Annotated in this window: 16 protein-coding genes and 1 pseudogene; 12 read left to right on the top strand and 5 right to left on the bottom strand. The window is 67.8% G+C overall.

From position 1 onward, the window contains the following. Positions 1 to 1,049, bottom strand: a 1,049-nt coding sequence (locus Q0379_RS17855; protein ID WP_299014653.1) for an ATP-binding cassette domain-containing protein, incomplete at its 3' end; no start/stop codon positions are given. A 225-nt stretch (positions 1,050 to 1,274) separates the two neighbouring features. Between Q0379_RS17855 and Q0379_RS17850 the strand changes: the two genes are divergently transcribed. Next, entirely contained in the window at positions 1,275 to 3,584 is a 2,310-nt protein-coding gene (locus tag Q0379_RS17850; RefSeq protein WP_299014650.1) for a TonB-dependent receptor, read from the top strand. A 158-nt stretch (positions 3,585 to 3,742) separates the two neighbouring features. Further along, on the top strand, positions 3,743 to 4,516 hold the full coding sequence (gene lepB, locus Q0379_RS17845) for a signal peptidase I (protein WP_299014647.1): 774 nt from the start codon (positions 3,743 to 3,745) through the stop codon (positions 4,514 to 4,516). A 5-nt stretch (positions 4,517 to 4,521) separates the two neighbouring features. On the opposite strand, the gene Q0379_RS17840 is transcribed toward lepB, so the two are convergent. Beyond that, on the bottom strand, positions 4,522 to 4,854 hold the full coding sequence (locus Q0379_RS17840; RefSeq protein WP_299014644.1) for an EF-hand domain-containing protein: 333 nt from the start codon (positions 4,852 to 4,854) through the stop codon (positions 4,522 to 4,524). Between the two features lie 288 nt (positions 4,855 to 5,142). On the opposite strand from Q0379_RS17840, the gene Q0379_RS17835 reads away from it, so the two are divergent. From Q0379_RS17835 to Q0379_RS17805, 7 genes and pseudogenes are all read left to right on the top strand, one after another. Then, positions 5,143 to 6,384: an SGNH/GDSL hydrolase family protein gene (locus tag Q0379_RS17835; RefSeq protein WP_299014641.1), complete on the top strand. Its 1,242-nt coding sequence runs from the start codon at positions 5,143 to 5,145 to the stop codon at positions 6,382 to 6,384. 150 nt (positions 6,385 to 6,534) lie between these two features. Continuing rightward, the gene (locus Q0379_RS17830) at positions 6,535 to 7,428 is read left to right on the top strand and encodes a polysaccharide deacetylase family protein (RefSeq protein WP_299014638.1); all 894 of its coding nucleotides are present in this window, start codon (positions 6,535 to 6,537) and stop codon (positions 7,426 to 7,428) included. 196 nt (positions 7,429 to 7,624) lie between these two features. Further along, positions 7,625 to 9,847: a S9 family peptidase gene (locus Q0379_RS17825; RefSeq protein ID WP_299014635.1), complete on the top strand. Its 2,223-nt coding sequence runs from the start codon at positions 7,625 to 7,627 to the stop codon at positions 9,845 to 9,847. A 128-nt stretch (positions 9,848 to 9,975) separates the two neighbouring features. After that, a complete protein-coding gene (locus Q0379_RS17820; RefSeq protein ID WP_299014633.1) occupies positions 9,976 to 10,173 on the top strand; it encodes a hypothetical protein in 198 nt (65 codons plus the stop codon). 58 nt (positions 10,174 to 10,231) lie between these two features. Further along, on the top strand, positions 10,232 to 11,020 hold the full coding sequence (locus Q0379_RS17815; RefSeq protein ID WP_299014630.1) for a thioesterase family protein: 789 nt from the start codon (positions 10,232 to 10,234) through the stop codon (positions 11,018 to 11,020). A gap of 51 nt (positions 11,021 to 11,071) precedes the next feature. Continuing rightward, positions 11,072 to 12,618: pseudogene (locus Q0379_RS17810) on the top strand (amidase). Between the two features lie 47 nt (positions 12,619 to 12,665). Beyond that, on the top strand, positions 12,666 to 13,367 hold the full coding sequence (locus tag Q0379_RS17805; protein ID WP_299014627.1) for a class I SAM-dependent methyltransferase: 702 nt from the start codon (positions 12,666 to 12,668) through the stop codon (positions 13,365 to 13,367). Between the two features lie 93 nt (positions 13,368 to 13,460). Here the strand turns inward: Q0379_RS17805 and Q0379_RS17800 are convergent, their stop codons facing one another. The 3 genes from Q0379_RS17800 to Q0379_RS17790 all read right to left on the bottom strand — a co-directional run bounded on the left by Q0379_RS17800 (position 13,461) and on the right by Q0379_RS17790 (position 16,821). Beyond that, positions 13,461 to 14,684 (bottom strand): acyl-CoA dehydrogenase family protein, encoded by a 1,224-nt coding sequence (locus tag Q0379_RS17800; RefSeq protein ID WP_299014624.1) that lies wholly within the window; start codon positions 14,682 to 14,684, stop codon positions 13,461 to 13,463. Between the two features lie 15 nt (positions 14,685 to 14,699). Continuing rightward, positions 14,700 to 15,815 carry an acyl-CoA dehydrogenase family protein gene (locus Q0379_RS17795; protein ID WP_299014621.1) on the bottom strand — a complete coding sequence of 372 codons (1,116 nt, stop codon included), beginning with the start codon at positions 15,813 to 15,815 and terminating at the stop codon, positions 14,700 to 14,702. Between the two features lie 94 nt (positions 15,816 to 15,909). Further along, positions 15,910 to 16,821, bottom strand: coding sequence for a type II CAAX endopeptidase family protein (locus tag Q0379_RS17790; RefSeq protein ID WP_299014618.1), 912 nt, complete (start codon positions 16,819 to 16,821; stop codon positions 15,910 to 15,912). Positions 16,822 to 17,237: 416 nt separating this feature from the next. Between Q0379_RS17790 and Q0379_RS17785 the strand changes: the two genes are divergently transcribed. From Q0379_RS17785 to Q0379_RS17775, 3 genes are all read left to right on the top strand, one after another. Continuing rightward, on the top strand, positions 17,238 to 17,945 hold the full coding sequence (locus Q0379_RS17785; protein WP_299014616.1) for a hypothetical protein: 708 nt from the start codon (positions 17,238 to 17,240) through the stop codon (positions 17,943 to 17,945). A 48-nt stretch (positions 17,946 to 17,993) separates the two neighbouring features. Further along, positions 17,994 to 20,585: an aminopeptidase N gene (gene pepN, locus Q0379_RS17780; protein WP_299014612.1), complete on the top strand. Its 2,592-nt coding sequence runs from the start codon at positions 17,994 to 17,996 to the stop codon at positions 20,583 to 20,585. Positions 20,586 to 20,735: 150 nt separating this feature from the next. Further along, positions 20,736 to 22,732: histidine kinase dimerization/phospho-acceptor domain-containing protein (locus tag Q0379_RS17775; protein ID WP_299014656.1), on the top strand; the 1,997-nt coding region annotated here is incomplete at its 3' end.

Here is a 22,732-nt window from a genome sequence, read left to right as displayed (position 1 = left end):
CCGTTCGGCGGCAGCTTGAAGGTCAGGTCCTTGAACAGGACCTTGTCGCCGTATTCCTTCTCGAGGCCGGTCACTTCCAGCACCACGTTGCCCAGGCGCGGGCCGGGCGGGATCTGGATGTGGGCGTAGGTCTGGGCCTTGGAGGCGTTCTCCTGGTCGGCGACCATCTTCTCGTAGGCGGCCAGACGGGCCTTGGACTTGGCCTGGCGGGCCTTGGCGCCCGAGCGGACCCATTCCAGTTCGCGGGTGAGCGCGCGCTGGCGAGCTTCCGATTCCGACTGCTCCTGGACGACGCGCTTTTGCTTCTGTTCCAGCCAGCCCGAGTAGTTGCCCTCGTAGGGGATGCCCTTGCCGCGATCCAGCTCCAGCGTCCACTTGGTGACCTGATCCAGGAAGTAGCGGTCGTGGGTGACCAGGATCACGCAGCCCGGGAACTCTTCCAGGTGGTGCTGCAGCCAGGCCACCGACTCGGCGTCCAGGTGGTTGGTCGGTTCGTCGAGCAGCAGCATGTCGGGCTTGCTGAGCAGCAGGCGGGCCAGGGCGATGCGGCGTTTCTCGCCGCCCGACAGCTTTTCGATGTTGGCGTCGTTGGGCGGGCAACGCAGAGCGTCGATCGCCATTTCGATCTTGGAGTCGATGTCCCAGAGATCCTTGGCGTCGATGATCTCCTGGAGCTTGGTCATCTCCTCCATCAGCTCGTCGGAGTAGTCCTCGCCGAGCTTGGCCGCCAGTTCGTTGTACTTGTCGAAGACCTTCTTGTCCTCGCAGTCGGCGATCACATTGCCCCAGACGTCGAGGTTGGGATCCAGCTGCGGCTCCTGCGGGAGGTAGCCGCGCTTGATCCCATCGGCGGCGCGCGCCTCGCCCGAGAACTCCTGGTCGAGGCCGGCCATCACCTTCAGCAGGGTCGACTTGCCCGAGCCGTTGACGCCGACGACGCCGATCTTGGCGTCGGAGTAGAACGACAGCCAGATGTTCTCGAAGACCTTCTTGCCGCCGGGATAGGCCTTGGTCAGGCCCTGCATCTGGAAAATATATTGCTGCGCCATGAGGCTCGCGTTCTCGCTGGACGGGGTTTCGGGAATTGGCCGCTGAAATAGCGGTCCGGGCCGCTTCGCGCAATCGCGGCCGGGAATCCCGGCGCTCGCGACCTTCACCGTTTCGTCGCGCGAGTGTCGGCTATCCGACATGGAACCGTCGCTTGCGCGTCGCTGACCCTTGTTAGCCGGGCTCTGATCCGAAGCTGATCCGCGTCGGACAAGGGGATTCTGACAATGAAAAAGAACCAGATGCTTCTGGGCGCCGCCGCGCTCGTCCTTCTCACGGCCGCCGCGCCGGCCTTCGCCGACGACAAGGTCGACGCCGCCGCGACGCCCGCCGCCGCGCCCGCCGACAGTTCCGAAGTCGACGCCCTGATCATCATCGGCCAAGGCCAGAGCCGCCAGATCCAGACGCTGAACAGCGACGCGATCGGCCTGCAGGCGGCCGGCACGAGCGCCCTGAAGGCGATCGACAAGCTGCCCGGCGTCACCTTCCAATCGGCTGATGCGTTCGGGGCTTACGAGTGGTCGACCCGCATCTCGATCCGCGGCTTCAACCAGAACCAGCTGGGCTTCACCCTGGACGGCGTGCCGCTGGGTGACATGAGCTATGGCAACCACAACGGCCTGCACATCAGCCGCGCCATCGCCTCGGAAAACATCGGCCGCGTCGAGCTGGCCCAAGGCGCCGGCGCGCTGGGCACCGCCTCGACCTCGAACCTGGGCGGCACGCTGCAGTTCTTCTCGCGCGATCCCCAGGAGACGCTGGGCGGCGAGCTCGACCTGACCGGCGGCTCGGACAACATGCGCCGCGTGTTCGGCCGCTTCGAGACGGGCGCCATCGAGCAGCTGGGCGGCCTGCGCGGCTATATCTCGGTCGCCGACCAGAAGGCCGACAAGTGGAAGGGCGGCGGCGAACAGAAGCAGCGCCAGTACGACGCCAAGCTGGTGATGCCGCTAGGCCAGCGCGGCGACCTGACCGGCTTCTACCACCGCTCGGAACGTCGCGAGCAGGACTACCAGGACATGTCCTTCGCGATGATCAAGCGCCTGGGTCGCGACTGGGATAACACCCAGCCGAACTGGGCTCTGGCCGTCGCCGCGGCGCGCGCCTACCAGACCGGGACCGCCCTGCCCGCGCCGTTCGCGACGGTGGACGACGCCTATTACGCCGGCGCCGGCGTGCGGGACGACGACCTCTACGGCGCCAAGCTGAACCTCGACATCACCGAGCGCGTGACGCTGGACGCCACCGCCTACCAGCACAAGAACAAGGGTCAGGGTCTGTGGTACACGCCCTACCTGGCCAGCCCCGGCTTCGGGACCGCCGGCTCGACCGCGGCGCCGCTGTCGATCCGCACCACCGAGTACGACATCGACCGCGGCGGCCTGACCGCCGGCCTGACGGTCGATCTGGGCGCTCACCGCGTCAGCGGCGGCTTCTGGCACGAGGTGAACCACTTCAACCAGGCGCGCCGCTTCTACGCCGAGACCGCCGCGGCTCCGTCGCGCGATCCGCTGAACTTCCAGTCGAACCCGTTCTTCACCCAGTGGCAGTACGCGTTCGAGACCAAGACCACGACCGGTCACCTCGAGGACGAATGGACGGTCACCGACGCCTTCAAGGTCAATTTCGGCTTCAAGGCGATCAAGGTCACCAACAACGTCAAGACGGTGGTGGGCAACCCGCTGGCCGGCGAGATCGAGAGCAAGGACAACTTCCTGCCTCAGGTCGGCTTCGTCTACAAAGCCACGCCTGACTTCGAAGTGTTCGGCGGCTACACCGAGAACATGGGCGCGTTCGTTTCGGCCGCCACCTCCGGTCCGTTTGGTTCGCAGAGCCAGACCGTGGTCAACTACGTCGCCAAGACCCTGAAGCCGGAAAGCTCCAAGACCTTCGAGCTGGGCGGGCGCTATCGCACCGAGCGCTTCCAGGGCGTGGCGGCGGTCTATCACGTGGCCTTCGACAACCGCCTGCTGGCGGCCAACACGGCCTCGCCGATCCTGGGCCTGCCGGCCCTGCTGTCGAACGTGGGCTCGGTCGAGACCAAGGGCGTCGAGCTGGCCGGCACCTATCGCCTGACCGATGCTTGGAGCCTGTACGGCGCCTATACCTACAACGACTCCAAGTACGAGGACGACGTCGTCGACGGGACCGGCAAGGTTACGGTCCGCACCAAGGGTAAGACCGTCGTCAACACGCCCAAGAACATCTTCAAGGGCGAGATCGCGTTCGACCAGGCCGGCTTCTTCGCCAAGCTGGGCGTCGCCTATACCGATAAGCGCTACTACACCTACGAGAACATCGGCGGTCAGGCTCCGTCCACGACCGTGGCCGACCTGACCCTCGGCTATCGCTTCCCCGAGGAAGGCTGGGGCAAGGGCCTGGAAGTCCAGGTCAACGTCACCAACCTGACCGACAAGGACTACATCTCGACCATCGGCTCGGGCGGCTTCGTCAACAGCGATCCGAACGGCGAGGCGATGACCGTCCTGCCGGCTCCGCCGCGCCAGGCCTACCTGTCGATCAAGAAGCGCTTCTGATCCATTCGGGGGCCTCTTAAGCCCCCGATCCTTCTTCCCTCTATGACTTGGGCCGGGCGCGCGTCGTCCGGCCCTTTCTTTTTGTCCGGACACGATTTTCGGCCCGTCCGGACACGGTCGCGCTGGCGGTAAGGACGCCGCTCGCTCCAACTGGCGGTATGACCGACACGCTTACATCCCCTGCCTCCGCCCAGACCGCGCCGACCGCCAAGTCCGAGATCCTGGAGATCGTCCGCACCACACTGGCCGGCCTTGCGATCGCCCTGCTGTTCAGGATCGTGCTGTTCCAGCCTTTCACGATCCCTTCCTCCTCGATGGAGCCGGGCTTGGTCGTCGGCGACTACATCATCGTCTCGAAGTTCGCCTATGGCTGGAGCCGCGCCTCCTTGCCCTTCAACCCGCCCCTGCCCGCTGGCCGACTGCTGGGCGGCGCGCCCAAGCGCGGCGACGTCGTGGTCTTCCGCCTGCCGCGCGATCCGAGCCAGACCTGGATCAAGCGCGTGATCGGCCTGCCCGGCGACCGCATCCAGGTCCGTGGCGGCCAGGTGTTCGTCAATGACCAGCCTCTGCCCCAGACGCCGATGACCGTTGTCCAGGACCATGACGATCCGTATCGCCCGGTGCTCGAGGTTGGCGAGCGTCAGCCTGACGGCCGCTCGTACGTCACCTATGATGGCGGCGCCGGACAGCCCGGGGACGACACCGACGTCTATGTCGTACCCGAAGGTCGCTACTTCATGATGGGCGACAACCGCGACAACTCGCTGGACAGCCGCTGGCCCCGCGAGCTTGGCGTCGGCCTGCTGCCGGCCGACAATATCGTGGGCAAGGCCGAATGGGTGCTGGCGTCGTGGAAACCCGGCGCGGCGATCTATAAGCCGTGGACCTGGCTGAACCTGCAGTGGGATCGCTTCGTTCGGCCGATTCGTTAGTCGCGTCAGCGCGCCTTGAACTCGTCCAGGTTGAGGACGCCGTCATGATTGGCGTCCAGACGCTGGAAGGCCGCGTCCGAGCCGGACGGCCGCGCGAGCGACGGGGCGGCGACGGCGCCCACGGCCAGGCCCGCCAGAGCCGCCGCCGCGATACGCCAAGCCAAGCTGCGGCGGCGGGTCGTCGTCGGAGCGCGAAGGTCCTGCTCGATGAAGTCGCGCAACGCCTCGCTGGCCGTGCGCCGCGTCTCCTGGCAGCGCGCCATGAACGCCGCCTTGGTCTGCGGCGGCAGGCGGATCTCGAGGGTCTCGGTCTTCTTGGGCGGCCTGCCGACGGGCATGGGGCGTCTCCGATATTCGGACCGCCATCTTCGAGCCGCTCGGCGCAAAAGAAAAGCCCGGCCAAACGACCGGGCTAAAAGTTCATAGGGAGGAAACGCCCAGGAAGGGCAGAGGCGCTCGGCACCTCACGGGTTGTTGTTAGCGCTAACACGGGTGCGATTGCAAGCGATTCCTGTGCGGCGAGGCGCCACAGAGCGCAGAAAATTTTCCCACCGCTTTACGGCTCAGCGAAGAGGTCATACCAGTGTTACCGCTACCGCCTCAGGCGGAGTGGGAGAGAAACGCTGATGATGTTGCGTACGCGTCGATCGCTGGCCGCCCTGGCCCTATCCTTCGCCATGGCCTTGCCGCTGGGCGCTCACGCCGCGGAGGCGCGAGACCGCTGGGTCGGCGCCTGGGCCAGCGCCCAACTGGCGCCGGACGCCAAGAATAGCCTCGCTCCCGAAGATTATCGCGACGCCACCCTGCGACAGGTCGTGCGACTGAGCCTGGGCGGCGAGAAGCTGCGGATCCGCCTGTCCAACACCTTCGGTACGCGCCCGCTGACCATCCAGGCGGCGCACGTCGCGGTCTCCGCCGCGCTCGACAGCGCCAAGATCAAGCCCGAGACCGACCGCGCCCTCACCTTCTCGGGACGGACGGAGGTCACCATTCCAGCCGGCGCCGAATACTGGTCCGACCCCGTCACCCTGAAGGTCGCGCCCCTGACCAGCCTGGCGATCAGCCTGCGCTATGTCGAGGCGCCCGACGTGCAGACCGGCCACCCCGGCTCGCGCGCGACGTCCTACGTCCTGGCCGGCGACCACGTGGCGGACGCGGATCTGCCCGGCGCCAAGACCGCCGACCGTTGGTTCCAGATCGCGGGCGTCGAGGTGGTCCCGACGGCGAAGACGGCTCGCGCCATCGTCGCCTTCGGCGACAGCATCACCGACGGCTACGGCGTCCAGCCCAACACCAACCTGCGCTGGACCGACGCCCTGATCGAGCGGCTGAAGGGCAAGGATCTGGCCGTCCTGAATCTCGGCATCGGCGGCAACCGCGTCCTGCTCGACGGCCTGGGCCCCAACGCCCTGGCGCGCTTCGAGCGTGACGTGCTGAGCCAGCCGGGCGTCACCCATCTCGTCCTGCTGGAGGGCGTCAACGACCTCGGCACGCTGACTCGCGAGGCTCCCGCGACGCCCGAGGCCCGCAAGGCCGTGGTCGAGCAGGTGATCGCCGCCTACCGCCAGATGATCGACCGCGCCCGCGCGCGAGGGATCAAGGTGATCGGCGCGACGATCCTGCCTTACGGCGGCTCGGCCTACTATCACCCCGGCCCCGAGAGCGAGGCGGACCGCCAGGCCATCAACGCCTTCATCCGCGCGCCCGGAAACTTCGACGGCGTCATCGATTGGGACAAGGCCCTCCGCGACCCGGCCAGGCCGACCCACCTGCTGGCGGCCTACGACAACGACGGCCTGCATCCCAACCTGGCGGGCTACAAGGCGATGGCCGAAGCCATTTCGCTCAGCCTGTTCAACGCGAAATAATATCCGAATAAATCCGATCTCCCCGGCGAATGCCGGGGCCCAGATCCATCCGGAGAGTCAGACGTGCTTGCGCCCAAAATCAAAGCTAAGGCCGTTGGCGCTCCGCGTTCGATCTGGTCCCCGGCATTCGCCGGGGAGGTCGGAAAGTGGTTGAGCGTAGCTGGACTTGTCCTGAGCACCACCGCCGCCCACGCCGCGCCCAAGCCGGTGATCGCCGTCACCTGGGACGACCTGCCGGCCCACAGCGCCCTGCCGCCCGGAATCACCCGGGTCCAGATCGCAGCCGACCTGCTGAAGGCCTCCGCCGACGCCAAGGCCCCCGCCTTCGGCTTCATCAACGGCGTGCAGACCGAGCGCGAACCCGCCTCGACGCCGGTGCTGAAGATGTGGCGCGACGCGGGCCAGCCGCTGGGCAACCACACCTGGTCGCACCCGAACCTCGCCGCCCTGACGCCCGAGCAGTTCACGGCCGAGATCGCCCAGAACGAGCCGATGCTGAAGGACCTGATGGGGGGCCAGGACTGGCGCTGGCTGCGCTACCCGTTCCTGTCGGAAGGCGACACGCCCGAGAAGCGCTTGGCCGTCCGCCAGTGGCTCGCCGCCCACCGCTACAAGATCGCCAGCGTGACGATGAGCTTCGACGACTGGGCCTTCAACGAGCCCTACGCCCGCTGCGCGGCCAAGGGCGACCAGGCCGCCATCGCCGAGCTGGAGAAGCGCTATCTAGACGGCGCGGCCACCGTGGCCGACCGCTCGCGCGCCATGGCCAAGACGCTCTACGGCAAGGACATTCCCTACGTCCTGCTGATGCACGCCGGGGCGTTCGACGCGCGCATGGCGCCGCGCCTGTTCCAGCTTTATCGAGACAAGGGCTTTGGCTTCACGACGCTGAAGAAGGCGCAGAAGCATCCGTTCTACAAGACCGACGTCGATCCCAGCCTGCCGCCCCAGCCCACCACGCTGGACGACGCGCTGAAGGCCATCGGCTTGCCCGCGCCGCCCAAGCCGGTGGACGTCGAGGCGCTGACGAACTTCTGCCGGTAGCGCCCCCACCGTCTCGCTGCTCGTCGCAGCGATCCACCTCCCCCGCATGCGGGGGAGGATGAGCGGCTTCCTCCTCACCCGCGCAACGGGGGAGGTGGCGCGGCGCCAAGCGCCGTGACGGAGGGGGCGCTGCGTTTCAGCCCTGAAACAACTTCACTGCTGACAACCGCCGCGCTCACGCATAGCGTCGCGCGCCATGATCAGACCCTCGCTCACGGCGCTCGCGGCCGTCCTCGCCCTCTCCTCCCCCGCCCTGGCGGAAAAACTCACCCCCGAACGCATCTTCGCCGATCCGAGTCTCTCGGGTCCTACGGCCAAGGGCGTGGCGCTGTCGCCGGACGGCAAGCGGGTCACCTATCTGAAGGCCAAGCCCGACGCCGCCAACGTGCAGGACCTGTGGGCGGCCGACGTGAAGGGCGGCGAGCCCTACCGCCTGATCGACTCGGCCGCCCTGTCGTCCGGGACCAAGGAGCTCTCGGAGGCCGAGAAGGCCCGCCGCGAACGCGCGCGCGTCGCCGCCACCCGCGGCATCGTCGAGTACAGCTGGGACAAGCAAGGGCGCTTCATCCTGGTGCCGCTGGACGGCGACCTCTATCTGGACAGCGTCGCCGACGGGAAGGTCTCGCGCCTGACCGAGACCCCGGGCGACGAGGTCGACGCCAAGGTCTCGCCCAAGGGCGGCTACGTCTCGTACGTCCGCGACCAGAACCTCTACATCAAGCCGCTTACGGGCGGGGCCGAGACGGCCCTGACCACCGAGGGCAAGGACGCGCTTTCGTTCGGGACCGCGGAGTTCATCGCCCAGGAGGAGCTCGACCGCTTCACCGGCTATTGGTGGAGCCCGGACGAGGCCCGCATCGTCTACACCCGCGTCGATGAGAGCGGCGTCGACATCGTGCCGCGCGCCGACATCGGCCCCAGCGGCGCGACCATCGTCAACCAGCGCTATCCGCGCGCCGGCCGGCCCAACGCCGTGGTCGAGCTGTTCGTCCGCGACCTCGCCTCGGGCGCGGTCCGCAAGCTGGATCTCGGCGCGAACAAGGACATCTACCTGGCCCGCGTCGACTGGTCGGCCGACGGCAAGACCGTGTACGTCCAGCGCCTGACACGCGACCAGAAGACCCTCGACCTGATCGCCTTCGACGCGGCGACCGGCCAGGGCCGCACGATCCTGACCCAGACCGACCCGCACTACATCGAGGTCGCTGACGACTTCCAGCCGTTGAAGGACGGCTCGTTCCTGTGGTCGTCGGAGCAGGACGGTAACCGCCACCTCTACCGCTACGCCGCCGACGGCAAGCTGATCGCCCAGATCACCAAGGGCGACTGGCCGGTCTCTGCCCTGGAGGGCGTCGACGAGGCCCGCAAGGTCGCGATCTTCGCCGCCTCGATGGACACGCCGCTGGAGCGCCGCCTGTACGAGATCAGCTATGCCAAGCCGGGGAAGCCCAAGGCCCTGACGCCGGCCGGCGGCTGGTGGTCGGCCAAGGTCGCCAGCACCGGCGGCGCCTTCGCGGCGTCCTACAGCGATCCGAAGACCCCGCCCCAGACCGCGCTCTATTCGGCCGACGGCAAGCGCGTCCGCTGGATCGAGGAGAACAAGCTGGCAGAGGGTCATCCCTACTGGCCCTACGCGGCCAACCTGCCGGTTCCGGAGTTCGGCAGCCTGAAGGCCGCCGACGGCGAGACCCTGTATTACGAGATCCTCAAGCCGACCAATTTCGACCCCGCCAAGAAGTATCCGGCGATCGTCTCGGTCTATGGCGGCCCGCACGCCCAGCGCGTGATGAAGAGCTGGCAGAGCCCGTCCGAGCGCACCTATCTCGAAGCCGGCTATGTGATCTTCAAGCTGGACAACCGTGGCAGCGGCAACCGTTCGGCCAAGTTCCAACGCGCCCTCGACCGCCGCATGGGCACGGTCGAGGTTGAGGATCAGCTGCAGGGCGCCAAGTTCCTGGCCAGCCTGCCCTACGTCGATCCCGACAAGCTGGGCGTGATGGGCTGGTCGTACGGCGGCTTCATGACCCTGATGCTGATGACGGCCGAGAACACGCCGTTCAAGGCCGGCGCGGCCGGCGCGCCGCCGACGGAGTGGAGCCTCTACGACACCGCCTATACCGAGCGCTACATGGGCAAGCCGGACGAGAACAAGGCCGGCTACGCCTATGCCGACATCAACACGCGCCTGGATAAGCTGAAGCCCGGCAGCCTGCTGCTGCTGCACGGCATGGCCGACGACAACGTGATCCTGGAAAACAGCACTCGCGTCATGGCGGCCCTGCAGAAGAAGGCGGTGCCGTTCGAGATGGCGCTCTATCCCGGCGAGCGCCACAGCGCCGGCAGCGGCAAGTCCAAGGGTCTTAGCGTGCTGAAGACACACTTGGACTTCTTCGATCGCAAGCTGAAGGGCGGCCAGTAAGGCCTCTTTCCCGCGCGGTTTAGGCCGCGCGGGCCCTGCGGCGACGTGCGGCGCCGGTAAGACCCCATGTCGCAGGGCCTTCAAGTGTCTTAACCATTACTCTTGTCCTCAGGTTGTGAGGCAAGACCATGAGCAAGACCCACGCTGACGCCGTCGAATGGCTGATCGAGACCGTCAAGGAAGCCCTTGAGAACGGGACCGCGACCGAGGACGATCTGCAGGAATGGCTGCTGGCCGCGGTGCTCCTTGAGGAGATGGCGGTCGAGGAAGAAGCCGAAGCCCGAGCGCTCGACGCCTGGACCGACGCCTCACCGACGATCCACTAGACCTCGCGCGGCCAAGGCCGCTTGACTTCCGTAGCGAAAGAAAACGAACTTTCGCGCCATGACCTCCTACACCGAGCTGCTTGCCGGCGTCACCGCCACCGGGACGGGCTACGCCGCCCACGTCACCGACGACTGGAGGCAGGGGCGCACCACCTATGGCGGGCTGTCGGCCGCGCTCTGCGTCGAGGCGGCGCAGCGCGCCTTTCCCGACGCCCCGCCGCTACGCTCGGCCCAGTTCGCCTTCGTCGGCCCGGCCGCGGGCGAGCTGTCGATCGATGTGAAGATCCTTCGCCAAGGCAAGTCGACCCTATTCGCCAGCGTCGACCTGGTGGGCGAACAGGGCGTGGCCACCCACGCCACCCTGACCTTCGGCGCGGCCCGCGAGTCGCACCTGTCCTACGAGGACGTCCCCTGCCCCGTCGTCGCGCCGCCCGACCAGTGCGAGCCGTTCCATAAGGGCGACACCAGCATGGCGCCCAGCTTCATCCGTCAGTTCGACTTCCGCGTGGCGGGCGGCGGACGGCCGGGTTCGGGCGAGCCGCCGGAATATCTGCTGTGGATCCGCCACCGGGATCCCGCCGCCACCTCGCTCTCGGCCCTGATCGCCCTGGGCGACGCCCCGCCACCGCCGGCCATGACCTTGTTCCGGCAGTTTGGCCCGGTCTCGACCATGACCTGGTCCCTGGACGTGGTCGGCCTGCCGGATCCGAACGACGACGGCTGGCGCCTGCTGCGCAGCCGCGCCGAAGCCATTGGCCACGGCTACTCGACCCAGGAGATGCATCTGTGGGACGCCAAGGGCCGCCCGCTGATCCTGGCGCGGCAGAATGTTGCGGTGTTCGTCTAGATCGCGACAAACGACATTCGCGCCTCTTGGCGAACGCGGAATTCTGCCCCCATGCTCCCGCCTCGGTCGCCGCTAGAGTCGCGGCCGCGCGAGGGGAAACGTCCATGACCAAGATCGCCTGCCTGGCCGGCGCGGCCGCCCTGGCCCTGCTCGCCACGAGCGCTCACGCCCAGTCGGCGGAGGACGCGACCAAGGCGGCGCTGGCGGCGATCCAGGCCAAGAACCCGACGCTGCATGCGGTGATTGGCGCCAACCCCAACGCCCTGGCCGACGCCAAGGCCCTGGACGCCGAGCGCAAGGCCGGCAAGGTCCGCTCGGCGCTGCACGGCGTTCCGATCCTCCTGAAGGACAACATCGAAAGCGCCGATCCCTTGCCCACCACGGCCGGCTCGCTGGCGCTGAAGGACAACGTCACCGGCCGCGACGCCCCGATCGCCAAGCGCCTGCGTGACGCCGGCCTGGTGATGCTGGGCAAGGCCAACCTGTCGGAATGGGCCAACATCCGCTCGAACCATTCGATCAGCGGCTGGAGCGCGGTCGGCGGCACCGTTCGCAACCCCTACGTCTTGGACCGCAGCGCCTGCGGCTCGTCCAGCGGTTCGGGCGCGGCGGTGGCGGCGGGCCTCGCGCCCCTGGCCATCGGCACCGAAACCGACGGCTCGATCACCTGCCCGGCGGCGATCAACGGCCTGGTGGGCCTGAAGCCGACGGTCGGCCTCGTCTCGCGCACGCACATCGTGCCGATCAGCCACAGCCAGGACACCGCGGGCCCGATGACCACCACGGTCGAGGACGCGGCCAAGGTGCTGACCATCATCGCCGGCTCCGATCCCGCCGACCCGGCCACCAAGGACGCCGACGCCCACAAGACCGACTACGTCAAGGGCCTCTCGAAGGACTCTCTGAAAGGCGTGAAGCTGGCCGTGGCGCGGTTCTATACCGGTTACTCGCCCAAGACCGACGCGGTGTTCGAGCGAGCGCTAAAGGACCTGCAGGCCCAGGGCGCGACCCTGGTCGAGGTCAAGGACTTCGACGAAGGCCCGGTCGGCAAGGCCGAGGGCGTGGTGCTGTACACCGAACTCAAGGCCGACATGGCGACCTACCTGGCCTCGACCGATCCGAAGAAGGTCCCGACCCGCACGCTGGCCGACCTGATCGCCTTCAACAAAGCCACGCCTAAGGAATTCGAGTGGTTCGGCCAGGAGACCTTCGAGAAGGCCGAGAAGACCAAGGGCCTGGCTGACCCCGACTACCTGAAGGCTCTGGCCGACTCCAAGCGCCTGGCGGGTCCGGAAGGCATCGACAAGATCCTGAAAGACACCGGCGCCATCGCCATCGTCGCCCCGACCACGGGTCCGGCCTGGACCATCGACCCGCTGAACGGCGACAACTACGGCGGCTCGGCCACCACCTTGCCCGCCGTGGCCGGCTATCCGCACCTGACGGTGCCGATGGGCGACGTCACCGGCCTGCCCGTGGGCCTCTCCTTCATCGGCCCGGCCTGGAGCGAGAAGCTGCTGCTGAACCTCGGCTACGCGTATGAGCAGGCCACGCACCACAGGAAGCCGCCGACGTACCTGAAGACGATCGCGCCGTAGGGGCGTTAGAGGGTGGCGCGCCCCGCATGGATTGTTATATTATAACAATGAAACAGGCCTCCCCCTCCAGCCCACCCAGCCTCTTCAACCGCGAGCTGGCTGACGCCTACGATCGCCGGAACAGCGCGCTCGCCCCCATCTCTGATGGCTTGCACTTCCTGCTGCGGCTGGTTTTGGCGGACCTGCCCGCCGATGCGCGCGTTCTGTGCGTGGGCGTGGGAACCGGCGCGGAGATCCTGTCGCTGGCCAAGGCGTATCCGGGCTGGTCGTTCGTGGGCGTCGATCCCTCCGAGGATATGCTAGCGGTGGGGCGCGGCCGGCTCGAACAGGCTGGAGTGCTGGATCGCTGCCAGCTTCTTCACGGATACGTCCAAGATGCGCCGCGCGACGGTTTCGACGCCGTCGTCAGCCTGCTTGTGGCGCACTTCATCAAGCGCGAAGACCGCCTCGCCTTCTATTCCGCCATTCATGACCGCCTGAGGCCCGGCGGGCATTTCGCCAGCGCCGAGATCACCGGCGACCTAGACGCTCCGGAGTTTCCCGATGTGCTGGAGGACTGGAAACGTGTCCAGGTCCTGATGGGCGCCACGCCGGAATCGTTGAGCACACTGGCCGACACGCTGCGCAACGCACTCAGCGTCCTGTCTCCGGCCGAGACGGAAGCCTTGTGGCGGGCCGCTGGTTTCCCCAAGCCAGTCCCGTTCTTCCAGGCCTTCATGATCAGAGGCTGGCACGCCCAACGCGCTTGATGACCGCGCCTGAAGGGCGCTTGGGATAGGTCGGCAACTCTTGAAGGGTCTGGAACGAGGCCTCCCCGGCGCGCGCCGGGGAGGCCTTCCCCCTCACCGCCCCGTCGGCATGTCCTTGAACGCCACGTCCTTGTCGACGCGGACGTCGCCCGGCAGGCCCAGGACCCGTTCGGCGATGATGTTCTTGAGGATCTCGTCCGTGCCGCCGGCGATGCGCAGCCCAGGCGCCCACATCAGGCTCTGCTGGAAAGCCGCTTCGGCCGGGGCCTGGTCGGGATCGACGAGGATGCCGTACTGGTCTTCCATCTCGACGGCGGTGTTGGCCAGCTCCTGCAGCTGGTTGGCCGAGATGATCTTGCCGATCGAGCTTTCCGGCCCCGGCGTCTGGCCGCGCGACAGGGCGGTCATGGTGCGGAAGCGGGTGAACTTCAGGCCTTCCGACTGCACGTACCAGTCGGCCAGCTTGTCGCGGAAGCCCTGGTCCTTCAGCGCCGGACCGGCCACGCACGACAGTTCGCGGGCCAGCTTCATGATCTCGCGATAGTTCGGACCGGCCGAGCCGCCGACCGCCAGGCGCTCGTTCATCAGGGTGACCAGGGCCACCTTCCAGCCGTCGCCGACCTCGCCCAGGCGCTGGCTGTCCTTGACGCGCAGGTCGGTGAAATAGACCTCGTTGAACTCGCGCCCGCCCGACATCTGGTGGATGGGCCGGCACTCGACCGCGGCGTCGCGCATGTCGATCCAGAACATCGTCAGGCCCTTGTGCTTGGGCACGTCGGGGTCCGTCCGGGTCAGCAGGATGCCGTAGTCGCAATAGTGCGCGCCGGTGGTCCAGACCTTCTGGCCGTTGATCACCCACTCGTCGCCGTCCTTGACGGCGCGCGTGCGCAGCGCCGCGACGTCCGAGCCGCCGGCCGGTTCGGAGAACAGCTGGCACCAGATCTCCTCGCCGCGCACGGCCGGGCCGACGAAGCGCTTCTTGGTCTCGCCGTCGGCGAAGGCCATGACCGTCGGCACGCACATGCCCAGACCGATCGTGAAGTAGCCGTAGCCAAGGCCGGCCTTGGTCTCCTCCTGGCCGAAGATCACCGACTGGATCGGCGTGCCGCCGCCCCCGCCGATGGCCGCCGGCCAGGTGATGCAGGCATAGCCCGCCGAGGCCTTGGTCGCCTGCCAGTCCTTGGCGGCGGCCATGTGGTCGGGCGTGTTCGGCTTCAGCTCGCCCCACTTGGCGCGGTGCGCGGCGGCGTGCTCGGCGAGCCAGGCGCGAGCCTTCTCGCGATAGGCCGCTTCTTCCGGGGAGTCGTTGAAATCCATGATCCTGTTCCTCCCTTAGGCTGCGTTCTTCTGTTCGAGCTGGCTGACCAGCCGCTCCTTCCAGACCTTGGGCGCGCCGGCGACCAGGCTGAGCTGCCGCGAGCGGCGGTAGTAGAGGTGGCAGTCGACGTCCCAGGTGAAGCCCATGCCGCCGTGCACCTGGATGTTCTCCTTGCTGGCGAACCAGAAGGCCTCAGACGCGGCGATGCGCGCCGCCGAGGCCGCGATCGGCAGCTCGGGCGCGTCGTCGTTCAGGGCCCAGGCGCCGTAATAGGCGTTGGAGCGGGCGACCTCGTTCTTGACGTACATGTCGGCCAGCTTGTGCTTGATGGCCTGGTAGCCGGCGATCACGCGACCGAAGGCGTAGCGGCCCAGCGCGTATTCGCGAGCCATCTCCAGGCAGCGATCGGCGCCGCCCAGTTGCTCAAAGGCCAGCAAGACGGCGGCGCGATCCAGGATCGCCTGGACGATCTCGAAGCCCGCGCCCGCGTCGCCGATCCGCTCGGCGGCCGCGCCGGCGAAGGTCAGCTTGGCGACGCTGCGGGTGGGATCGAGGCTCTTCAGGGTTTCACGCGTCACGCCCGCACCGGTCAGGTCGACCAGGAACAGGCCAGGACGGCCGCCCTCGCTGGCCAGCACCAAGGCGACGCCCGCGACGTCGCCATCGGTGACCGGAATCTTGGTTCCGGAGAGTTTTCCGCCCTCGACGCGACACTGCAGGCTGGCGGGACCGACCACACCGGGCCCCTCCGAGCTCGCCAGGCAGCCGATCAGCTCACCGGCGGCGACGCGCGGCAGGATCGACGCCTTCTGAGCGTCGGAGCCGAAGGCCATGATCCCTTCGGCGAGGACATAGACGGTCGAGGCGAACGGGATCGGCGCGACGGCGCGGCCCAGCTCCTCGGCGATAGCGCAGAGCTCGACGCGGCCCAGCCCCAGGCCGCCGAACTCTTCGGGAATGCAGGCGCCCAGCCAGCCCTGCTCGGCCACGCCCTTCCACAGCTTCTCGTCAAAGGCGCACTCGGCGTTGTCGAGCACCCCGCGCACTACGGCGACGTCACAATGGGCGGCGAGGAATTTGCGCGCCTCGTCCTTCAGGAACTTCTGGTCGTCCGAATAGTCGAAATCCACTGGATCCTCCCTGGACCGGGCTCTTTCGGCCGGCCTCGGGAGCACACTGAACGACGTTCACGCGAAGGGAAAGCCTGCCCCGGCGTCAAGAAATTCAGGCCGCGACAGAGGCCTCCGGCGCCGCGTCCGGGCGCGCCTGGAACATGCCCTTGCGCCACGCCTTCCACAGCACCACGACGGCGACCGAGGTCCCGACCACCATCGCCGGCAGCGACGCTTCGGGTCCGAAGGCCCCGCCGCTTAGGAACTCTGGCGCGCCCGGCTTGGGCGTGCTGACCAGCCAGCTCTCCTTGACCGGAATGCCCGACACCGACGCGCCCCAGATCCAACCCTGGGTGAAGTTCCAGGCGGCGTGAACGCCGATCGACATCCATAGGCGCCCCGTCAGCAGGTAGAAGCCCGCCAGCATCAGGCCAGCCTCGATGGCGATGGCGACGGCGGCGGTCAGGGTGGCGTTGGGATTGGCCAGGTGCAGCGCGCCAAACAGCAGGGCCTGCAGCGCCAAGGCCGGCCAGATCCCGAAGGCCCGCATCAGTAGACGCAGAACGATCGCGCGCATCAGCAGCTCCTCCATCACACCGGATTCGACCGCCATGGCGATCGTGCCCCAGGGCGAGGCCTCGCGCGGACCGCTGATCTCGTAGACGCCCAGCACATACAGGCCGCCGACCGCGGCGCTCAGCATCAGGGCGCCGATCAGCAGGCCCAGAACCAGGTCCAATGGCGCCGGCTTCAGGCTCAACTCCTCGGGCCAACGCCCTTCGGCGAGCCGGACGATCAGCGCGTAGAGACCAAGACCAGCAAGGCAGATGGCCGTGACTTCCAGCACCTCCAACGCGCGACCGCCACCCTGGAACAGGGGATTTCCGACGGCCTGGGCGCCGGCGTAGACGATCGCGAAGATCACGAAGAGCACGGCCATCCAGCCGAAGGAGCGCAGCCAACGCAAAGGCCCAGGGTGCAGCACCCGCTCGCGCCCGACCTCCAGCCCCCGTTGACCGTCCATCCCGACCAGCTCCCATCGTCCAAGTCGAAACTTGGCCGCTATTTCGGCCATGACTGTCAAGCGCAACCGTCGGAGGGGTCCGACCGCGGACACCACGCCCGCCTTAGAAGCCACGGTACGCAGATTCCAACGCCGTCGATTCTGCGCCTTTGGACAAGAAACGAGCGGTAAACTCAGTCCGGCAAGGTTAGACAAGTCGTTATACGGTTGTATAAATGCACCAAAGGTTGAGCTGCTCGCGCTACTTGGGGAAATATTTGCTCTTACAGTATGCGCATCGATAAGCCATGCTCGCAGAACGCGATTCTCCGAAAGCCATGGCCAAGGCTCACTTCAAGAAAAACCAGCGTGTATGGGTAGATAGCGTCGGCGCCTGGGCGACCGTCGAGCGCGTCGTACCCGCATGGGTCGGTGGTTTGACTGAACCGGTTCGCGTGACCTACGACGTCGGCCTCGGCCGCATGTTTCATGCGTTCGAATTGACCGCCGATCCCCGAGACGCTCCAGACCCGCCAAGCCAGGAGAACTGGCGCGTGGCGCGCGGCCCCAATCGCTGGCGGGACCGCGACGAGACCCCGCGCCATCCGATCCCCGGCACATACCCGATCGTGTATACCGATCCCCAGGACTGGGGCGGATGGCGCGTGCCGCGATCGGAATACGACCGAGACCCCGCCCGCATCGAGTCCCAGGCGCGAATGATCGCCGCCGCGCCGAAGATGCGCGCTCTGATCCAGGACCTTATCACCCTGATCGCCAACGACGCGGCGACGCCCGAGGTGCTGCGCGGCCTGGCCCGCCGCGCGGCGACGCTGGAACTGGAACTGCGGGACCTGCACGGCGACGAAGCGGCCCTCGCCAAGCTGAAATCCACGCCCGCCGCCGCCGAAGCCCCGCCGGCGCGGCCCCCGGCGGCGGTGACACCGGTTACACCTCCGCCGACGCCGCAGGACTTCAAGGCGCCCTCGCTTTCAGAACGCATGGCCGCGCTCGAACGCGAACTGAACCTTCGCCCGCGCGCCCAGGCCTTTACGCCCGCGCCGCGCCGCGCCACCCCCACGCCGGCGCCAGACTCCCCGGACAGCGTCGTTCCGACGCATTTCCTGCGGGGACGTCCCAAGTAATTGCGCCCGGCGCTGGCGCAAACGTTCCGGCGGGCTTAGCTAAAGGCCATGCGCACCGATACGCCTCAGCCGATCCGGCTCGCCGATTACAGCCCCTTCCCGTTTGCGATCGAGACCACGCGGCTGGTCTTCGACCTGCATCCATCCGCGACCCGGGTCCGAGCCGAGCTGGCCGTGCGCCGCATCGGCGCGCCCGGCGAGGCGCTGACGCTGAACGGCGAGCGTCTGAAGCTGCTGTCGATCGCCATCGACGGGCAGGCGCTGAGCGCCAATCAGTACGTCGCCGACGCCGAGCATCTGACCGTCCACGAAGTCCCTGACCAGTTCGTCCTGACGACCGAGGTCGAGATCGATCCGCTGGCCAACAAGGCCCTGACCGGCCTCTACATGTCCGGCGGTCGCTTCTGCACGCAATGCGAGGCCGAGGGCTTCCGGACCATCACCTACTTCCCCGACCGCCCGGACGTGTTGAGCCGTTTCAGCGTGCGGATCGAGGCCGACGGCGGCCTGCCGCACCTGCTGAGCAACGGCAACCTGGTCGACCAGGGGACGCTGGAAGGCTCGCGACACTTCGCCGAGTGGGTCGATCCCTTCCCCAAGCCCTCGTACCTGTTCGCCCTGGTGGCGGGCGACCTTGACGTGGTGACCGACAGCTTCGTGACCATGAGCGGTCGCGAGGTGGCGCTGAAGATCTTCGTCGATCCTGGCCAGGCCTCGCGCGCCACCTATGCTCTGGACAGCCTCAAGCGCGCGATGAAGTGGGACGAGGAGGCGTTCGGCCGCGAGTACGACCTCGACCTCTTCATGATCGTCGCCGTCCGCGACTTCAATTTCGGGGCCATGGAGAACAAGGGGCTGAACATCTTCAACAGCTCCTTGCTGCTGGCCGACCCGCAGACCGCCACCGACGCCGACTACGAGCGGATCGAGGCCGTGGTCGCCCACGAATACTTCCACAACTGGACCGGCAACCGCATCACCTGCCGCGACTGGTTCCAGCTATGCCTGAAGGAAGGCTTCACCGTCTTCCGCGACCAGAGCTTCAGCGCCGACATGCGCGGGGCGGCCGTGCAACGGATCAAGGATGTCAGGGTTCTGCGCGCCCGGCAGTTCGCGGAGGACGCCGGTCCGCTGGCCCACCCCGTGCGCCCGTCCAGCTATCTGAAGATCGACAACTTCTACACCGCGACGATCTACGAGAAGGGCTCCGAGATCATTCGGATGCTGAAGACCCTGCTGGGCGCGGAAGCGTTCCGGAAGGGCTGTGACCTGTACTTCGACCGGCACGATGGCCAGGCGACGACCGTCGAAGCGTTCATCGCCTGCTTCGCCGAAGCGTCCGGCCGCGACCTGTCGAACTTCTTCGCCTGGTATGAGCAGGCCGGCACGCCGACGGTGACCATCGCCAGCGACTACGACGCCGACGCCCAAGTGCTGACGCTGAGCCTGCGCCAGTCGACCGCGCCCACGCCCGGCCAGCCCACCAAGAAGGCCCTGCCGATCCCCATCGCCATCGGCCTGCTGTCGTATGACGGCGAAGCGCTGCGCGACACCGAGGTGGTGGTGCTGGATCAGGACGCCATGACCGTGCGCTGGGAGGGGGTGCCCAAGCCGCCGGTTCTCTCGGCCCTTCGCAACTTCTCGGCGCCGGTGAACCTGAAGACCGATGCTCGGCCGTCCGACCGTTATGTGCTGCTGGCCTCGGACACTGACCTCTTCAACCGGTGGGAAGCGGGCCAGACCCTGGCGCGCGACCTGATCCTGAGCCGAGCCGCCGGCGCGCCCGACGAGGTCGGCGAGGAACGCTACGCCGAGGGCCTGGGCCGCGCGCTGGTCGACGACGCGTCCGAACCCGCCTTCAAGGCGCTGCTGCTGGCCCTGCCTTCGGAGCCGGACCTGGCGCTGATCTCCGAGCCTACAGATCCGCAGGCTCTGCATGACGCGCGCGACGCCCTGCGCACCCGCATCGCCGTCCACCTGGGCGATCTGCTTCGCCGGCTGTTCGGCGAGATGCAGAACGAAGGCGAGTTCTCGCCCGACGCTCAGGCCGCGGGTCGCCGCGCCCTCGGCGCCGCGTGCGCGGACATGCTTTCGGCCGACCCGCACGCGGACAACCTGGCGCGCCTGACCGGCCGCTACGAGGCCGCGCGCAATATGACCGACATGATCAGCGGCCTGAACGCCTTGATCTCGGTGGGCGGTCCCACGCGCGACAGCGCCGTCGCCCACTTCCATCAGGCCTGGCGGAACGAGCCCCTGGTGATGGACAAATGGTTCGCCGCCCAGGCGCGCGATCCTAACCCCGACGCCCTGGATCGCGTGATCGGCCTGACCAAGAACGCCGATTTCGAGCCGACCAATCCCAATCGCCTGCGCGCCCTGGTCTCGACCTTCGCCCACTTCAATCCCGCCCGCTTCCACGATCCCAGCGGGGCCGGCTACCGGTTCCTGGCGGACCAGATCTTGTCGGTCGATGCGTTCAACCCGATGACGGCGGCGCGGCTGATCGAGCCCCTGGGCGCCTGGCGGCGGTACAAGCCGGAACTCGGCGCGCTGATGCGACAAGAACTCGAACGCATCGCGGCGCATCCGGACCTGTCCAAGAATGTTCTGGAGCTGGTCACCAAGTCCTTGGCCTAGGTCGAAGAACGCTGGGATCCCAGTTCATTGCGACTAATACGCCCATCCGCGCGGATTTGACGGTTCTGCGGTGACGTCGATGCGGCCCGTAAGTTAGATTCACCTTCTGGCGAAGTGACTCGCCGGGGGTGTTCCACGGGAGTCGTGCGTTTGGGTAAAGGCAGGGCGAGACACGGAGGGACGGCCAAGGCCGGACCGACCGCGCCCGCGGCCTCGCGGGCGAGCCGTACGCGCGCGCCCTCGCAAAGCTTCGCCCGCATCGCGATCCTGTCGGCCCTGTTGCTGCTGGCCCTCTACACCGCCTTTGGCCTGAAACGCATCGAAGACCAAAGCCGGGCGCAGCCGCGCGCGCCCGGCCTGGCGGCGACGGCCGGGCTGATCGCCGGCCGGGTCGAGACCAACCTCGCGGCGCAGAGAGCGGGACTTTCGGCCGCCGCGGATCTGCTGGCCCGTGACCCCGACGCCACGGCCGACGCCGCCCAGATCGCCTTGCGCGCCGCCGGCGGCGAAGCCGTCGCTGTCGCCGTAGTCGCGCCCGCTGGCGTTCTGGCCGTGGCCGGACGCGACGACGGCGCGGACTGGAAATCGGCGGCCCGCGCGGCCGAGGCGTCCGGCCGAACCGTCTGGATCGGCTCGGTGGGGACCTCCGGCAGGCTTTATGTCACGACCCTGGCGCCGCTCGGCGCGACGCGCGTCGTCCTGATCGCCAGCGGAGACGCTTCCCGGTTGGTCGAGGAGCCGGCGCGCGGCGAAAGCAGCGCCCTCGCCCTCCCCGACGGCTCGCTCGTCGTCGCGCGAGGCGGTCTGGCCCAAGGCGCGACGGCGCTCCGGCAAGCCTTCGCGCTGAAGCCGGAGGTGCTGCGCCGCGCCGCGAGCGGCCTGCGAGGCCGAACCCTCGACGGCAAGCCGATCGACGTCGCCGTCAAGCCGGTTGGCGAAGGCGCTCTGGCGGTCGTTTCGACCGCGCCCAGCGCCGACGAGGACGTCGTTCCGGCCAGCAGCGAGCTCAGCCTGCTCATCCCGCTGGCCGCCGGGATCGCCCTGGCCTTGTTGCTGGTGATCCAGAGCCGCAAGTCCGAGGCGGCCCAGCGCGAATTCATCGATAGCGAACAGCGTTTCCGCCTCGCCGTGGAAGCCGCGCGCTGCGGCATCTGGGAATGGGATCTGAACGCCGACGAGGTGTTCCTCTCGGACGTCACCGGCGCGATGTTCGGCTGGGGCGGCGGCGGCGTGGTTTCGGGCCAGGATATTCTGGACCGCATCGCGCCGGATCATCGCGACAGGCTCCGAAAGGCCCTGGCCAACGCGGCGATGTACGGCGCCTTCGACGTCTCGTTCCGGGTCCCCGCCGCCGCGCAGGGTCAGCGTTCTCTGTGGGTCGATGCGCGCGGCCAAGGCTTCGGCAAGGCGGACGCCGACGGCTATTCCCGGATCATCGGCGTCGCCTTGGACGTTACCGAGGAGCGGGTCGCCCAAGCCCGCGCCCAGGCCGCCGAGAGCCGGCTTCGCGACGCCATCGAGAGCGTCTCCGAGGCCTTCGCCCTCTGGGACCGCCACGGGCGGCTGCTGATGTGCAACCGCAATTACCGCAACGTCTTCTCCCTGGATCCCAAGCTGCTGAAGCCCGGCGCCGCGCGGGCGGAGATCAATCGCCACGCCGCCCGCGCCATCAAGCAGGACCACGCCGCGCCCGACGGCGCCAAGGGCGTGCGGGAGGCCGAATTGCAGGACGGCCGCTGGATCCAGATCAGCGAGCGCCGCACCGCCGAGGGCGGCCTCGTCATGACCGCGGCCGACATCACCGCGATCAAGAACCAGGAAGAGTCCCGCCGCCTGAACGAAGAGCAGCTTCAGAACGCCGTGGCGGGCCTGGAGCGCAGCCAGGAGCAGCTGGCCGAGCTGGCCCGCAAGTACGAGACCGAGAAGGTCAGGGCCGAGGGCGCCAACCGGGCCAAGAGTGAGTTCCTGGCCAACATGTCCCACGAGCTGCGGACGCCGCTGAACGCCATCAACGGCTTCTCCGAGATCATGATGAACGAGATGTTCGGCCCGCTGGGGGACGAACGCTACAAGGGCTACAGCCAGGACATCCACTCGTCCGGCCAGCACCTCCTGGCGCTGATCAACGACATCCTCGACATGTCGAA

Source organism: uncultured Caulobacter sp. (assembly GCF_937900395.1).
Taxonomy (GTDB): Bacteria; Pseudomonadota; Alphaproteobacteria; order Caulobacterales; family Caulobacteraceae; genus Caulobacter.
Note: the sequence above shows the minus strand (reverse complement) of the source record. Positions and strands in the feature narration are given on the sequence as shown.